This window comes from Roseomonas marmotae, from assembly GCF_017654485.1.
In the GTDB taxonomy this organism is placed as follows: domain Bacteria; phylum Pseudomonadota; class Alphaproteobacteria; order Acetobacterales; family Acetobacteraceae; genus Pseudoroseomonas; species Pseudoroseomonas marmotae.
The window spans coordinates 1,277,015-1,292,068 of sequence record NZ_CP061091.1 but is presented as its reverse complement, the minus strand read 5'-3'; the positions used below and the strand labels follow the sequence as shown (position 1 = coordinate 1,292,068).

The window sequence follows — 15,054 nt, the reverse complement described above, 5'->3', positions numbered from 1 at the left end:
GGCGCCGGGGAGCCGGTCACGACCGGGTCCACGGCACCGGATGCCATCAACCTGCGTCGGGGCGGTACAAGCGGAGGATGGAGGCACTGTCCCGCATGCCGTTCCCGTCCTCCACATACCGCCTGTACCTCTGCCGCGCGGCATCCACCACCGGCAGCTCCGTGCCCAGCCGCCCGGCCGCCGCATGGACGGCCTCCAGATCCTTCAGCAATTGCCGGGCATATCCGGAAGGCGGGTCGAAGGCGCGCCGCTGCATCTGCGGGAAAATCCGCTGCAACAGGGAGCCATCCGCATGGCCACCGGCAAGACAGGCCGGCAGGGCTGCGGCATCGAGGCCGCTGGCCTCCGCCAGGGCCAGCGCCTCCGCCATCAGCACATAGCCGGTGCCGACGATGGCCTGGTTAATCATCTTCGCGGCCTGCCCCGCGCCCACCGGCCCGATATGCGTGACATGCGCGCCGAGCGCCCGCATCACCGGCTCCGCCCGTGCGATGTCCGCGCCCTCCCCGCCCGCCATGATGGTCAGCAGGCCATCGCGCGCCGCCTGCGGCCCGCCGGAGACCGGCGCATCCACCCAGCCTGCCCCGCTCCGTTGCAGCAGCTCTGCGGCCATCTCCCGGGTGGCGTCCGGCTCGGCGGTGGAATGGTCTACCAGCAGGCGGCCCGTGGCGGCCCCGGCCACTCCCTGCGGCCCGAAGACCACCTCCCGCACCGCCTTGGTGTCGAGCACGCAGAGCAGGACGATATCGCTGGCTTCCGCCACCGCGGCGGGCGAGGCCGCCGCGACAGCGCCTTCCGACACCACGGCCGGCAGCGCCTCCGGTTCCCTGTTCCAGACGGTGACGGGAAAGCCGCGATGCAGCAGCCGACCGACCATGGCCGTGCCCATGATGCCGATGCCGATGAAGCCGATCCGCGGATTGCTCATGGCGCCAGGTCTCCTTCTTCCACCATGGGTCCGGGCGCCAGCCGCTGGGGGCGGTAGATCTGGCGCGCGGTGTCATGGAACAGCATGGCCTGCGCGGGCTCGGGCAGGTCGGCCACCATGGCCTTGAAGCCGGAATAGATGGTGTCGAAGGAGGCGCAGAGGCCATCGACGGGGAAATTGCTGGCGAACATCGCGCGTCCGGGGCCGAAGATCGCGATGATCTCCCGCACGATCCAGCGGTTGTCCTCCACCGTCCAGGGGCGGCCGGGCCGGCCGAGGCCGGAGATCTTCACGCGCGCATTCGGGCATTCCGCGAAAGCCACCATGGCAGCGCGCCAGCCGCGCAGTCCGGCCTCGCTGCGGTCCGCGGGCAGGCCCGCATGGTTCAGCACCAGGGGAATGGTGGGAAACGTCCGGGCCAGGTCCACAGCCTCGGGCAGGTTCCACCAGGGTGTCTGCAACTCGAAATGCAGGCCGTGCCGTGCCAGCAGTTCATAGCCGCGCCGCCAGTTCCCGGATGACATCAGCGTGCGGCCGGTGCCGAGTTCCGCCGGGCTGGCCGGGCCACCCGGCTTGTGCCGTACCGCCCGCACCAGGGGAAAGGCAGCCTGATGCGCCAGCACCTCCGCCACATCCGGGTGGTCCAGCCAGGCCTGTGCCACGATGGCATTGGGCAGGCCATGCCGCGCCGCCAGCCCGGCGACGTAGCGGGTCTCGCCCAGCGGGTCCTCCGGGCTCCATTCCGCCTCGATATAGACGCTCTCCCGCACGTCGTGGCCGGCGGTGTCCCGGCGGTAGTCCTCCGGCAGGTAGCGCCGCTTCAGCGCGGCGTAGTCGCCATAGCGGAAGGGAATGGCCGCGCCGGGGGCCAGCCAGGGATGCGGATTGGCGAAAGGATCCCAGAAATGCTGATGGGCATCCAGGATGGGGCCGCGCCATCCCGCCGTCGATTCTGCTTCCATGTCGCTGCTGCGCCGGGCCCCCGAGCCTTCAGCCCTTCGCGAGGCCGAGGGCGCCGAGCAGATCCGCCGCGGTCGTCGCGTAGTTCCGCGCGAAGGCCTCGGCCGCCTGCGGCGTTTCCCAGACCGGAACGATGCCGCGCTGCTTCAGCATATCCTGCACCTCCGGCCGCGCATGGGCGCGCGCCGCGGTTTCCAGCAGCCGGCCATGCACGGCCTCGGGCAGGCCACGCGGGCCGACCAGCGCGAACCAGTTCTCGAAGGCGTAGTCGGTCCCGCTTTCCTTCAGGGTCGGAACATCAGGGAAGATGGAGAGGCGCTGCGTGCCCATCACCGCAAGGCAACGGGCCTGCCCCGCATCGATCAGCGCCTTGCCCTCGACCGGCGAACAGGTCGCGATGGTGATGCCGCCTGCTGCCACCTCCTGCATGGCTGGCGCGCCGCCCTGGGAAGGGACCCAGCGCACCCGGTCCGCCTCCAGCCCCACCGCGCGCAACATACCGGCGAGCGCGATGTGCCAGGATGCACCGAGCCCGGCGCCGGAGGCGGTGAAATGGCCTTTCGGCTCCGACCGCACCGCCGTCAGGAAGTCCTGGATGTTCCGCCAGGGGCTGGCGCTCCGCACCGTGACGCCAGCGGGTATGGTGGCCACACGGGACAGGATGTCGAAGCTGTCCGGCGCGATATCCGCCATGCCCAGCGTGCGGAAATACGAAATCTCCGACGTGGCCAGCCCCAGCGTGTAGCCATCCGGCCGGGAAGACAGGATAGCGGTATGACCGACGACGCCATTGCCGCCCGTGCGGTTCACGACATTGACCGGAACCTTCAGTTCAAGCTCGAGGCCGGAGGTCAGGATCCGGGTCACCGTATCCGCCCCGCCGCCTGCCGCCCAGGGCACCACGACCGTCACGGGACGGCCGGGCCAGGACTGGCCGAGCGCCAGCGACGGCATGGCCAGGGTCAACCCGGATGTGGCCAGCACCACTCTTCTGGAGATCATCGCGCTTCCTTCCTGTTGCCGGGTGTTCCTGCTCACTGCGGAGGCCGTGATGCATGACACCTTCCGGCTGCGTGAGAAGGGCGCCGGATTTCTGGCATTATGGACGTTGTCCCGGTCATGATCAGACCGTCTTAAGCAATGTCAAGGATGGAGTGGGAAAGCACCGCAGCACCGGTATTTGCCACCTCGCAATGCGTCGCATAGATACTCGGACATACGTCCTTAAAGGCAGCAGAACATCATGGTGGCTCGGGTTTCCAGGCGTCTTCTCGGCATTCTCGCCCTGTCCCAATGGCCGGTGGTGCCATCGGCGCTCGCGCGCGGTGCTGCCCTCGCGCAGCCGAAGGGTGAAGTGATCCTGACCATCGCCGGTCACGGAGGCCTCACCAACCGGGCGGACGTGGCTGAGTTCGACCGGGACATGCTCGAATCCCTGGGGATGACCTCCTTCACCACTGAAACCCCTTGGTACGACAAGCCCGTTACCTTCGAAGGCGTGCCGATGCTGAAGCTGATGGCCGCTGTCAGCGCACGTGGCACGATGGTGACCGCGTTGGCCCTGGACGGTTATGAGACTGACATACCGATGTCGGACTTTGCCGAGCACGGCACCCTGCTCGCCCTGAAACTGGATGGCGCCTACATGCCCGCAGACGACAAGGGCCCCTTGTTCATCGCCTATCCCTACGACCGGAACACGGAACTTCAGACGGAGCCTTTCTATACCCGTTCGGTCTGGCAGGTCGCGCGCCTGACCGTCCGTTAGGCGCGGCCTCGCCGTGAGCTTGCCGGCACCCCTCGCCCACGGTGCCGGAGGCAGCGCGGAACGTCAGGAGATTGGCCAACGCTTCCGCGACGTGGCGGAATAGTCCGAAAGCCTGATCGCGGCCCAGCATGATGACGGGCACATCGCGGCGGCGCTGTCCGAGCGCCCGCACCAGCCCTGACCGCCGCGCAGGCCGGGATATGCCGGAGAGGCCGGCATGGTCCCGGCAATCCGGTTCATGCCCCGGCGTCAGGGCGGCGGATATATCCCAGGACCGCATCGCCGAGCATCTGCCTGTGGCGCTGCTTCAGCCCCGCATCCTCCAGGTCGCGACGGAAGAGGCGGCCGAAGGTGTGGCGGTTGGAGACGCGGTAGAAGCTCACCGCGCTCATCATCAGATGCACATCCACCGGGTCGATCCCCGGCTTGAACAGGCCGTCCCGCTCCCCACGGCGCAGGATGCCGCCGAGCACCTCGATGACCGTGCTGTTCAGGTTCCGGATGATCTCGGACTGCGCGATGTAGCGGCCGTGATGGATATTCTCGATGCAGACGAGGCGGACGAAGTCCGGATGCTCATCATGATAGTCGAGCGTGAATTCGGCGATGCGCCGGATGGCGTCCAGGGGCGAGAGCGATTGCAGGTCCAGGTTCCGCTCCAGCGCGCGGATCTCGGCATAAGCCTGCCCGAGCACTTCCAGATACAGGCCTTCCTTGCTGCCGAAATAATAATAGATCATGCGCTTGGAGGTCTGCGTGCGAGCGGCGATGGCATCCACCCGCGCGCCACTCAGCCCATGCTCCGCGAACTCCTCGCGCGCCACGGCGAGGATCTCCTGCCGCGTGCGCTCCGCATCCAGTTTGCGTGAACGGGGAGGAAGAGCGTTATCCTGAGTCTGCGGCAAGTCCTGGTATCCTGCGGCGGGCACTGCGCCGCAGGATACCATCTCCGGCGGGCGATGTCGCGCCGCCATCCCCGCTACTCCGCGGTGATGCCGCGGGTGCGGATGACCTCGCCCCACTTGGCGCTCTCGGCCGCCAGATAGGCCGGGAAGTCCTCCGGCGCGCTGGGCGTCGGGAAGTTCGAGGCCTGGCGCAGGCGGCCCAGCACCCCTTCATCCTTCATCGCGGCGGTCAGGGCCGCGTGCAGCTTGCGGATGATCGGCTCCGGCGTGCCCGCGGGCGCCAGCAGCGCGAATTGCGAGGAGCATTCGAAGCCCGGCAGACCGGATTCCGCGATGGTGGGGATCTCCGGCACCAGCGGGTTGCGCTGAAGGCTGCTGACGCCGATGGCGGTGGCTTCCTTGGACTGGATCAGCGGCAGCGCCGTCACCGCGTCCACGAAGGCCATCTGCACGTCGCCGGCCAGCAGCGCCTGCACCGCCGGCGCACCGCCGCGATAGGTGACGTTCATCACATCGATGTCGGCCATCTTCAGAAACAGCTCGGTGGCGAGATGGGCGGAGGAGCCGGCGCCGGAGGAGGCATAGCTCAGCTTGCCCGGCTCCGCCTTGGCGCGGGCAACCAGCTCCTGGACCGTCTTGATACCCAGTTGGGGCCGGACGCAGAGGAAGATCGGCGTCTCGGCGATGCGGCCGACCGGCGTGAAGCTCTTGGCGTCGTCATAGCCCTTGTTGGGGAAGAGGTGCGTCGCCATGGCATAGGTGCTGTTGACGCCCATCAGCAGCGTATGGCCATCCGGCCGCGCGCGGGCGACGTGGAGGTGGCCGATGGTGCCGGAGGCGCCGGCGCGGTTCTCCACCACCACCTGCTGGCCGAGTTCCTTGGACATCTGTTGCGCCAGCAGGCGGCCGACGAAATCGGTGGAGCCGCCGGGGGCCCAGGACACCACGATGGTGACGACACGGTCGGGATAGGTATCGGCCCCCTGCGCCCGCGCCGCACCGCGCGGCAGAAGGCCCGTGGAGGCGGCAAGGGTGGCCAGGGCAGCACCGCCAAGCTGACGTCGCTTCATAAGAACGGTTCCTCTGTTTTTGCCGGTCATACGGTCATGGTCCGTATTCCGTCGCGATGCTTCAATCGCGTTGACTGGAACGTACCGGTTAGTTCATGAATTAGGCAAGCGAGAAAATCGGATACGTTCTGCTGTGCCAGTCCCCAGCCACCAGCCCTCCCCTGCCGCGGCGCCGGCCGCCCGCCCCCAGCTCCTGCTGGGGCTGATCGGCGCCGGCATCCAGCTCTCCCGCACCCCCGCCATGCATGAGGCGGAAGGCGCGGCGCAGGGCTTCAACACGCTATACCGGATGATCGACCTCGACCTGCTGCGGCTGGGCCCGGAAGCGCTGCCGGAGTTGCTGACCGCGGCCGAGCGGATGGGCTTCGCCGGCCTGAACATCACCTATCCCTGCAAGCAGGCGGTGATCCCGCATCTGCATGAACTGTCCCCCGAGGCGCGCGAGCTGGGCGCGGTGAATACCGTGGTGCTGCGGGATGGCCGCCGCATCGGCCACAACACCGATGCCTTCGGCTTCGCGGAAAGCTTCCGGCGGCAGCTGCCAGGGATCCCGCTCGCCCGCGCGGTACAGCTTGGCGCGGGCGGCGCCGGCTCGGCCGTGGCCCATGCGGCGATGACCCTGGGGGTCGGGCAGCTGCATCTCTTCGACCAGGACCCAGCCCGGGCCGAAAGCCTGGCAGCCAGCCTCTGCGCGCGCTTCGGCGCCGGGCGGGCCGTGGCCGGGGGCGCGCTGGACGGCGCGCTCGCGGCGGCCGACGGGCTGATCCATGCCACGCCCACCGGCACCGCCGCGCATCCCGGCCTTCCCCTGCCCGCCGGGCTGCTGCGCCCGTCCCACTGGATCGCCGAGATCGTCTATTTCCCGCTGGAGACGCCGCTGCTGCGCGCCGCCCGGGCGCTGGGCTGCCGCACCGCCCACGGCGGCGGCATGGCGGTGTTCCAGGCGGTGGAAGCCTTCCGCCACTTCACCGGCCGCGCGCCCGACGCGGCCCGCATGACCGAGACCTTCCTCTCCTTCGACCCGTGAGCAGGACCGCCCCGATGCCGAACGCCGCGCGCCGCTTCCCCCGCTCCATCGCCACGGTCTGCCTCAGCGGCACCCTGTTGGACAAGCTGGAAGCCGCTGCCGCGGCGGGCTTCGACGGGGTGGAGATCTTCGAGAGCGACCTGCTGACCTTCGATGGTTCCCCCGCCGATGTCCGGCGGGTGGCGGAAGGGCTGGGCCTCGCCATCACCCTCTTCCAGCCCTTCCGCGATTTCGAGGCCATGCCGGAGCCGCCGCGCGCCCGCAACATGGATCGCGCCGAGCGGAAGTTCGATGTGATGCAGGCCCTGGGCACCGACCTCGTGCTGGTCTGCAGCAACACGCAGCCCGCTGCCATCGACGATGATGCCCGCGCGGCGGCGGATCTGGCGGAAATGGCCGGGCGCGCCGCGCGCCGCGGCCTGCGCGTCGGCTATGAGGCCCTGGCCTGGGGGCAGCATGTGCGCCGCTGGGGCCATGCCTGGAAGATCGTGCGGCAGGCGGGGCATGATTCGCTGGGGCTGATCGTGGACAGTTTCCATACGCTGGCCATCGGGGACGATCCCGTCGGCATCGCGGATGTCCCGGCGGAGAAGCTGTTCTTCGTGCAACTGGCGGATGCGCCGCGCCTGAGCATGGACGTGCTGTCCTGGAGCCGTCATTTCCGCAACTTTCCTGGCCAGGGCGAGCTGGATGTCGGCGGCTTCCTCGGCGCGGTGACGCGCTCCGGCTATCGCGGCCCCATCTCTCTGGAAGTGTTCAACGACGAATTCCGCTCCGCGCCAGCGCGGCTGAACGCGCGTGACGGGCTTCGCTCCCTGGTGCTGGCGGAGGCACAGGCCGGGGTGCTGGACCTGCCGGCGCCGCCGCGCAGCAGCGGCTTCGCCTTCCTGGAATTCGCGGTGGACCTGCCGGCGCGGGCCAAGCTCGGCACCTTCCTGGAATCCCTGGGCTTCCGCCTGGAAGGGCGGCACCGCAGCAAGGACGTGCTGCTCTACCGCCAGGGCGATATCAGCCTGGTGCTGAACAGCGAGCAGGACAGCGCCGCCGCCGAGCACTTCCAGATGCACGGCCCCTCCGTCTGCGCCATGGCCGTGAAAGTGGATGACGCCGGCCGCGCCCTGGCGCGGGCGCGCGCCCTCTTCTGCTCCGAATGGCAGGAACGGCGGCGGGAGGATGAATGGCCTCTGGCGGGCATCCGGGCCGCGGATGGCACGTTGGTGCTGCTGATCGACGATGCCGAGGCCACCACCTCCTGGGAGGATGATTTCCTGCCGCTGCCGCATGGCGCGGAAGGGCCGCTGACCCGGGTGGACCACGTGGCGCATGCGCTGCCCACCGGCAACATGGACAGCTTCGTGCTGTTCTGGCGCGGCGTCTTCGGGCTGGAGCCGCAGCCGGTGCTGGAGATCGCCGATCCGCAAGGGCTGATCCGCAGCCGCGCCATGGTCAGCGCCGATGGCGCGCTGCGGCTGCCGCTGAACATCTCCGAGAGCCGCAATACCAGCACGGGCCGCTTCCTGACCGCCTTCGCCGGCGCAGGGGTGCATCATGTGGCCTTCGAGGTTTCCGACATTTTCGCGGCCGTGCGCCAATTGCGGGAGAGCGGCTTCGCCAGCCTGCCGATTCCGCCGAACTACTACGACGACCTCGCCGCGCGCTGGGGGCTGGACGATGCCCTGCTGGAGGAGCTGCACCGGCACGACGTGCTCTACGACCGGGATGCGGGCGGCGAGCTGTTCCACGTCTATTCGCGCACCTTCGAAAGCCGCTTCTTCTTCGAGATCATCGAGCGGCGTGGCGCCACCGGCTTCGGCGCTGCCAATGCCGCCGTGCGAATGGCGGCGCAGGCGCGCTGACCCCTGCAGGGGCTTCGCACTCCCGGCCCAACTGATGATGTCTGTGGCCTGCCCGATACGGCCCCGGTAAGCTGTCGCCCGCTTCAGGCCGGGCCTGTGCCGGCAAGCCGGCAGGAGGGGGAGGAAGACGCGCGATGGCAGGAGAGACGGTGATGCCCCCCGCAGCGGCCCGCGCCCATGGCTGAACCTCGCTGCATCCTGGCCATCGACCAGGGCACGACCTCCACCCGCAGCATCGTCTTCGATGCCGCGGCGCGCGAGGTGGCGGTGGCCCGGCGGGAGCTTACGCAGCACTACCCGGACCAGGGCTGGGTGGAGCACGACCCCGAGGATATCTGGCGCGATACCCTGGCCACAGCGCGGGAGGCGCTGGACAGGGCCGGGCGCCCCGTCGCGGCCATCGGCATCACCAACCAGCGGGAGACCGTGGTTGTCTGGGACCGCGCCACAGGGCAACCCATCCACCCCGCCATCGTCTGGCAGGACCGGCGCACCGCCGATGACTGCGCCCGGCTGCGCCGGGAGGGCACGGAGTCCCTGGTGCAGGGCCGTACGGGCCTGCTGCTCGACCCCTATTTCTCCGCGACGAAACTCGCCTGGATTCTGGATCATGTGCCCGGCGCACGCCAGCGCGCGGAACAGGGGAAGCTGGCCTTCGGGACGATCGACAGCTTTCTCCTCTGGCGCCTCACCGGCGGCAGGGTGCATGCGACGGACGCGACCAATGCCTCCCGCACCCTGCTCTTCGACATCCACCGGCAATGCTGGGACGAGGACCTCCTGCGGCTCTTCCGCATCCCCGCCCCCCTGCTGCCGGCGGTCCATGACAACAGCCACCTGTTCGGCGAGACCGACGCCGCCCTCTTTGGCACCGCCCTTCCCATCGCCGGCATGGCCGGGGACCAGCAGGCGGCGCTGCTCGGCCAGGTCTGCGGCGAACCCGGCATGGCCAAGGCGACCTATGGCACCGGCTGCTTCGCGCTGATGAATACCGGCACGACGCCGCTGCAATCCCGTCACCGGTTGCTGACGACCACCGCCTACCGGCTCGGCGGCCAGCCGGCCTATGCGACGGAGGGCGCCATCTTCGTCGCCGGCGCCGCGATCAAATGGCTGCGGGATGGGATGGGGCTGATCACCCATGCCTCGCAGACCGATGACATGGCCACACGCATTCCCGACAGCCATGGCGTCTACATGGTCCCGGGCTTCGTCGGCCTGGGCGCGCCGCACTGGGCCCCCCACGCGCGTGGGCTGATCTGCGGCCTGACGCTGGATGCCACGGCGGCCCATATCGCCCGCGCGGCGCTGGAATCCGTCGCCTACCAGACGCTGGACCTGATGGAAGCGATGGGAAAGGACGGTGCCGGCCCGTTGCAGTCCCTGCGGATCGATGGCGGCATGTCGGCCAATGACTGGTTCTGCCAGTTCCTGGCGGACATGGTGCAGGTACCGGTGGAACGACCCGTGGTGCTGGAGACGACGGCGCTGGGCGCGGCCTTCCTGGCGGGTCTCGCCACCGGCATCTGGCCAGGGTTAGAAGCCCTGGGCAGCACCTGGACGCTGGAGCGGCGGTTCACCCCGCGCATGAAGGCCGGCCGGCGGCGGCAGATGATCGACGGCTGGGCCGATGCCCTGCGGCGCGCCCTGCTGTAGCCGTAGCGCCGTCCGAAGGCTGATGGCATGCAGCCCCCGGCGGCGCCCGTCTCCTATTCCGCCGTGATGCCGGCCTTGCGGGCGATGCCGCCCAGGCGCTCGACATCCGCCGCGATGGTGGCCCCGAAGCTTTCGGCCGTGCCGCCGACGGGCGCGAAATTCTGCTGCTTCATCCGCTCCAGCACCGCCGGGCTTTGCAGCGCCTTGTTCACCTCGGCATTCAGCCGCTTCACCACCTCGGGCGGCGTGCCCTTGGGCGCCAGCAGGCCGAACCAGGCTTCGATATTGAAGCCGGGATAGCCGGCCGCGGCGACGGTGGCCACGCCGGGAACCAGGCCGCTCTCGCTGGCCCCCGTCACGCCGACGGCAAAAAGCTGGTCCGTGGCGCGATAGGGAATGAGATGCGGGATGCTGGCGAAGAACAGCTTCACCCGCCCGGCCAGCACATCCGCCACCGCTTCGCCACAGCCCTTGTAGGGAATGTGGTTCAGCTCGATCTGCGCGACATTGGCCAGATACTCGGCGGCGAGGTGCTGTGGTGAGGCGATGCCGCAGGAGGCGTAGCCGAGCCCTGGATTGGCGCGGACATACCGCACCAGCTCCGGCACGCTTCGTACAGGCAGAGACGGGTGAACGGCGATACCGACCGGCGATGCCCCTACATTGGCAATAGGCACGAAATCCTCGATCGGGTCGAAGGAAATCCGGTTGTACAGCACCTTCAGGATCGTGAGGTTCGCCGGCATCATCACGATGGTGTAGCCATCATGCGGGCTACGATAGACGGACTCCATCCCGACAACGCCGCCCGCGCCAGCTTTATTCTCAACCACGAAGGGTTGGCCGAGGCTTTTCGACATCTGGTCCGCGACCACGCGCGCCATGACATCCGTGACTCCGGCCGGAGCATAGGGGACGACGATGCGGACGGGGCGGGATGGAAAGACGTCATCAGCGGCCCGGGTCGGGGCCGGAAAGGCGGCCGCGAGCAACCCGCCGAGAGCGAGCAAGGCTTTCAGGCTCTTTGAGAATATGGACACTGAATCCTCCTGTTTTTATCATTATGGCCAGAATCAGGACGAGCGGCGGGGTTACGGCCGCGCCATGCGAAGCCGTTCCCCCTTCTCTTTCGGTAGTCAGCCGGTCAGGCCTGGACGTATTCCGGCCGTGCTGGCGTGAAGACATCAAGGTTCAGCACGGGCTCGGTGCCCACGACCTTGATGTGATGGACGGTATCGGGCGGCACCAGCGCGAGGCCCCCGGGCCCCAGCCGCACCACCTGCTCCCCGATATGGAAATCCGCTGTTCCGCTGAGGATATAGACGACCTGCTCATTCGAGTGGGAATGCGGCAGCACGTCATGCCCAGGCATGATCCGGTGCAGGGCGAGCGTCGCGCCATCGCCCGTGAAGGCCTTGCGCTCGACGCCCGGGCGGACCGGAGTCCACTCCATGGCGCTCCAGTCCACGGCATGAATCTGTGTCATCGAACCTCCCTCCTGTTGTGGTTTTTTCAGTCACGGTCAGATCATCGGGTGGTCTGGTCGTTTCCGGGCAATACGGTGGGCGCCACGCCGCCCATGAAGACGGGGCGCAGGACATGCGAGCGGTAGCGCCAGACCCCGCTGACGCGGACGCAATGGTCCACCACATCCGCGATCATGATGGGCGGCCGGGATTCCAGCACCGGCGGCCCATCCGCTGCATGGAGGCTCATGATGCATTCGAAGACTGCCTCATCGCCCGTCGCATTCACGCTGCGAAGCCGGCAGTTCGTGACGAGGTGGCGGGCCGTGCGTTCCCCGCGCCCCTCTCGCCAGCTGTAGAAATGCGCGATCGCGGCGCGCCCCTCCATGCGGCTCTCGCCGATCTCGAAGACCCCGTCTTCAAGATAGTATTCTGCCGCGCGGCGCCCCCAGTTGCGGTCGACTTCGTACCAGTAATCCGCCTGCAACCGGGAGAGGGAGGCGATCAGCCGGAGTTCTTCGATCTCTGTCATGGCGTGCCTCAGATCCTTCCCTTCAACCCGAGATCGGCGAGGGTCCGCCGCGTCAGGTCACGCGCTACCGCGCGCGCGGCTTCCACGTCCCGCTTCATCACCGCGACGATCAGCGCATCGACCAGGCGCCGGTTATCCCCGCCGGCACCGCGCCGCATGGAGGCATTCACATAGATCTGCGACTGCGCGACCGTCTGGTCCCAGATCCGGCGCATGGTGTCGTTGCCCGCGGCCTCCAGCAGCCAGTGGGACAGTTCCCCGGTGAAGGAGAGCCGCTGCCCCGAGGTCTGCGCGGCATCGAAGGCGGCCGCGAGCCGGGCGCGCAGGGCCTCCCCGGTCGCGAGCACTTCGTCGCTGGCATGGCAGGCGGCGAGTTCAGCCGCGTATTGCAGCACCGCCAGACGGACCTCGAAGAGTTCCAGGAGCTGCTGGTCGCTCAACTCCACGACGCGCACGCCCTGGAAGGGATTCCGCTCCGCCAGGCCCTGGGCGACCAGCATCTGCAAGGCCTCCCGGATCGGTCCGTTGGAGAAGCCGAATTCCGCCTGCAGCTCCGCTTCCCGGATCCGCTCGCCGGGTGGATAGGTGCCCTGCAGGATGCGCTCGCGCAGGATGTCGGCGGTCCATTCGGCCCTGGAGAAGGTCGGGCGGGCCGTGTCGGGCTTGCCGGGCAGCGCGGGCTGGGCGCCGCCTTCGGCTTCCCCCGGTCGGGTATTGGAACGTCGTGCCATCGCTAAGCTCCTGGATCCGCAGGCCTCACGCGGCCGGCCCAACCCGCGAAGGGGGATGAGCCGCGCCACGCCTGCCTGTGACACAGGCTGCCCGATGCACGCCACATGCCCGTCAGGAGAAGAAGCGGCTTGCATAGCTGTGCTCGTCGAGCTCGGCATCGAGGGCCCATTGGGCCAGCTCGCCATGACGCGCGAACCAGACGCCGGGGAACTGAGAGATGTAGCGGATCAACTTCTCGAAGGCCGCGATCACCATCGGACGGCCGCCGAACTGGCAATGCAGCGTCAGCGCCAGCAGGCCCATGGGCTCGTTCTGATACATGTAGTCGAAGGTGGTCTTGTGCACGTCATAGAGGTCGAGCGTGCTGGAGCGCAGGACACGGTTATCCGTGAAGTCGCTGTTCGGCACGGCCGCGAGCACGCCGTGCTTCGTCTGGATGCGGTGCGGCAGGTCGATATAGGTGACATCCGCGTGCCACTTCAGGCCGGCCTCCGCCAGGAAGTCCGGCGTGTTGCGCGTGAAGGCCAGGACGGGGCTGAGCCAGCCGGTGGGCTGCTGGCCGGAATGCTCGCCCAGGATGTCGATGCAGCGCCGGATCGTGGAGCGCTCTTCCTCCGGCGACATGTAGGCCAGGAGCTGGTCCTGGTAATAGGCATGTCCGCCGATATCGTGGCCGGAGCGGGTGATCTGCTTCACGCTCTCCGGATACAACTCGGCGCAGCGGGCATTGGTGAAGAAGGTCGCCGGCACGCCCAGGCGGTCGAGCGTGCGGATGATGCGCCAGACGCCCACGCGGCCGCCATAGGTTGCCCAGGCGGCGCCGGCCAGATCCTCAGCGCCGGGCTTCAGATGGGTCGCCTGCACGGAATAGCTGGGCGCCTTCCCCTCCGACCAGGTCTCGTACATCACGGTCACGGCCACGGCGATCCGCGCCCCATTGGGCCAGGCCTCAAACTTCGGCATTCCGGTCAAATCCTTTCTGTCATGGACGGGCGAAAAGGCGCGTCGGCAGCAGCATCGTCTCAGGACGGGACGGCGTGGCCGGGAGGAAGCCACGCCAGGGGGCTTGCACGCTCCGGGGCATGAATCGTCTCCTCCTGGCGCGGCGGTTCCTAGCGTCGCGTCCCGCCCGGCTTTCGTGCCGGGCTTGAGATTATTAATGATTAATGCTGATCTTCCGTCAACAGGTTTTCAGGCCTCCCGCGCAGAGGCACAAAGGCCAGCCAGGAACCGATCCAGGGGAGGAAGGAAGGATGTTTCAACCACAGCGGCAGGCTCTGCGCCGGGTGCTCCAGGGGCAGGACTGCGTGGTGCCGGCCTCGGTCTTCGACCCGATCTCGGTCCGCATCGCCGAGGATCTCGGCTTTGAACTGGGGCTCGTCGGCGGTTCCAGCCTCGCGCTCGCCCTGCTCGCGGCGCCCGACATGATCCTGGTGACAGCGACGGAGGTGACGGATCAGGCCCGGCGCATCTGCCACGCGGCCGGTCTGCCGATCCTGCTGGATGCGGACCACGGTTTCGGAAACGCGCTGAACGTCATCCATACCGTGCAGGGCCTGGAGAGTGCGGGCGTGGCCGGCCTGACGATCGAGGACACGCTGCTTCCCCTCCCCTTTGGCGCAGATGCGGGCAAGAGCGGGCTGGTGTCCCTGGAGGAAGGCGTTGGCAAGATCGGCGCCGCGCTCTCGGCCCGGCGCGACGAAGGCCTGGTGATCGTTGGCCGCACCAGCGCGCCGCTGCTGTCTTCGCTGGAGGATGCGATCACCCGGCTCCGCGCCTATGAGGCGGCGGGGGCGGATGCCCTGATGGTGGTGGGCCTGCGGACACGCGCCGAGCTTGAGGCCGTGGCCGCCGGGACGCGGTTGCCATTGATCCTCGGTGGTGTCGGCCCGGAACTGGCGGATGCGGGAGATCTGGCGGCGTCGCGGGTGCGCGTCATGCTGCCCGGCCATGCGCCGATTATGGCCGCCGTGCAGGCCGTGCACGACGCCCTCAGCGCCATGCGCGCGGGCAGCCCGGCCAGGGCTGTGCCGGGGCAGGCCTCGGGCGCCTTGATCGGCCGCGTCACGCGTCAGTCGGCCTATGAGGAATGGCGCAAGCGCTTCATGCAGGCCGGCGGGCCGTAGTCTGGCTAGCCCCGGCAGGATTGCCGCA

15 protein-coding genes are annotated in these 15,054 nt (G+C 68.5%); 5 read left to right on the top strand and 10 right to left on the bottom strand.

The window, feature by feature from the left end:
• Positions 1-46: 46 nt before the first annotated feature.
• Genes IAI58_RS06130 through IAI58_RS06120 form a run of 3 tightly spaced genes read right to left on the bottom strand, consistent with a single transcriptional unit; the run spans position 47 to position 2,890 of the window.
• The gene (locus tag IAI58_RS06130; RefSeq protein WP_207445107.1) at positions 47-928 is read right to left on the bottom strand and encodes an NAD(P)-dependent oxidoreductase; all 882 of its coding nucleotides are present in this window, start codon (positions 926-928) and stop codon (positions 47-49) included.
• Positions 925-1,890 (bottom strand): amidohydrolase family protein, encoded by a 966-nt coding sequence (locus tag IAI58_RS06125; protein ID WP_207445108.1) that lies wholly within the window; start codon positions 1,888-1,890, stop codon positions 925-927. The genes IAI58_RS06130 and IAI58_RS06125 overlap by 4 nt, the downstream gene beginning before the upstream one ends.
• A 28-nt stretch (positions 1,891-1,918) precedes the next feature.
• The gene (locus tag IAI58_RS06120) at positions 1,919-2,890 is read right to left on the bottom strand and encodes a Bug family tripartite tricarboxylate transporter substrate binding protein (RefSeq protein WP_207445109.1); all 972 of its coding nucleotides are present in this window, start codon (positions 2,888-2,890) and stop codon (positions 1,919-1,921) included.
• A gap of 241 nt (positions 2,891-3,131) precedes the next feature.
• Between IAI58_RS06120 and IAI58_RS06115 the strand changes: the two genes are divergently transcribed.
• Complete coding sequence (locus tag IAI58_RS06115; RefSeq protein WP_207445110.1) at positions 3,132-3,656, top strand: putative pterin-binding protein; 525 nt, start codon at positions 3,132-3,134, stop codon at positions 3,654-3,656.
• A 236-nt stretch (positions 3,657-3,892) separates the two neighbouring features.
• Here the strand turns inward: IAI58_RS06115 and IAI58_RS06110 are convergent, their stop codons facing one another.
• Complete coding sequence (locus IAI58_RS06110; protein WP_237182162.1) at positions 3,893-4,561, bottom strand: TetR/AcrR family transcriptional regulator; 669 nt, start codon at positions 4,559-4,561, stop codon at positions 3,893-3,895.
• A 74-nt stretch (positions 4,562-4,635) separates the two neighbouring features.
• Positions 4,636-5,631: a Bug family tripartite tricarboxylate transporter substrate binding protein gene (locus IAI58_RS06105; protein WP_237182163.1), complete on the bottom strand. Its 996-nt coding sequence runs from the start codon at positions 5,629-5,631 to the stop codon at positions 4,636-4,638.
• A gap of 133 nt (positions 5,632-5,764) precedes the next feature.
• Here IAI58_RS06105 and IAI58_RS06100 point away from each other — a divergent pair, with 133 nt between their 5' ends.
• From IAI58_RS06100 to glpK, 3 genes are all read left to right on the top strand, one after another.
• Positions 5,765-6,658 (top strand): shikimate dehydrogenase, encoded by an 894-nt coding sequence (locus tag IAI58_RS06100; protein WP_207445112.1) that lies wholly within the window; start codon positions 5,765-5,767, stop codon positions 6,656-6,658.
• A 14-nt stretch (positions 6,659-6,672) separates the two neighbouring features.
• The gene (locus IAI58_RS06095; RefSeq protein WP_207445113.1) at positions 6,673-8,514 is read left to right on the top strand and encodes a bifunctional sugar phosphate isomerase/epimerase/4-hydroxyphenylpyruvate dioxygenase family protein; all 1,842 of its coding nucleotides are present in this window, start codon (positions 6,673-6,675) and stop codon (positions 8,512-8,514) included.
• Positions 8,515-8,691: 177 nt separating this feature from the next.
• Positions 8,692-10,170, top strand: a complete 1,479-nt coding sequence (glpK, locus tag IAI58_RS06090; RefSeq protein WP_207445114.1) for a glycerol kinase GlpK — start codon at positions 8,692-8,694, stop codon at positions 10,168-10,170.
• A 53-nt stretch (positions 10,171-10,223) separates the two neighbouring features.
• On the opposite strand, the gene IAI58_RS06085 is transcribed toward glpK, so the two are convergent.
• The 5 genes from IAI58_RS06085 to IAI58_RS06065 all read right to left on the bottom strand — a co-directional run bounded on the left by IAI58_RS06085 (position 10,224) and on the right by IAI58_RS06065 (position 13,863).
• The gene (locus IAI58_RS06085) at positions 10,224-11,210 is read right to left on the bottom strand and encodes a Bug family tripartite tricarboxylate transporter substrate binding protein (RefSeq protein ID WP_207445115.1); all 987 of its coding nucleotides are present in this window, start codon (positions 11,208-11,210) and stop codon (positions 10,224-10,226) included.
• Positions 11,211-11,314: 104 nt separating this feature from the next.
• Positions 11,315-11,656 (bottom strand): cupin domain-containing protein, encoded by a 342-nt coding sequence (locus tag IAI58_RS06080; RefSeq protein ID WP_207445116.1) that lies wholly within the window; start codon positions 11,654-11,656, stop codon positions 11,315-11,317.
• 41 nt (positions 11,657-11,697) lie between these two features.
• Entirely contained in the window at positions 11,698-12,168 is a 471-nt protein-coding gene (locus tag IAI58_RS06075) for a nuclear transport factor 2 family protein (RefSeq protein ID WP_207445117.1), read from the bottom strand.
• 8 nt (positions 12,169-12,176) lie between these two features.
• Positions 12,177-12,899 carry a GntR family transcriptional regulator gene (locus tag IAI58_RS06070; RefSeq protein WP_207445118.1) on the bottom strand — a complete coding sequence of 241 codons (723 nt, stop codon included), beginning with the start codon at positions 12,897-12,899 and terminating at the stop codon, positions 12,177-12,179.
• A 112-nt stretch (positions 12,900-13,011) separates the two neighbouring features.
• Positions 13,012-13,863: a polysaccharide deacetylase family protein gene (locus IAI58_RS06065; RefSeq protein ID WP_207445119.1), complete on the bottom strand. Its 852-nt coding sequence runs from the start codon at positions 13,861-13,863 to the stop codon at positions 13,012-13,014.
• 290 nt (positions 13,864-14,153) lie between these two features.
• Here IAI58_RS06065 and IAI58_RS06060 point away from each other — a divergent pair, with 290 nt between their 5' ends.
• Positions 14,154-15,026 (top strand): isocitrate lyase/PEP mutase family protein, encoded by an 873-nt coding sequence (locus IAI58_RS06060; protein ID WP_207445120.1) that lies wholly within the window; start codon positions 14,154-14,156, stop codon positions 15,024-15,026.
• Positions 15,027-15,054: the final 28 nt, after the last annotated feature.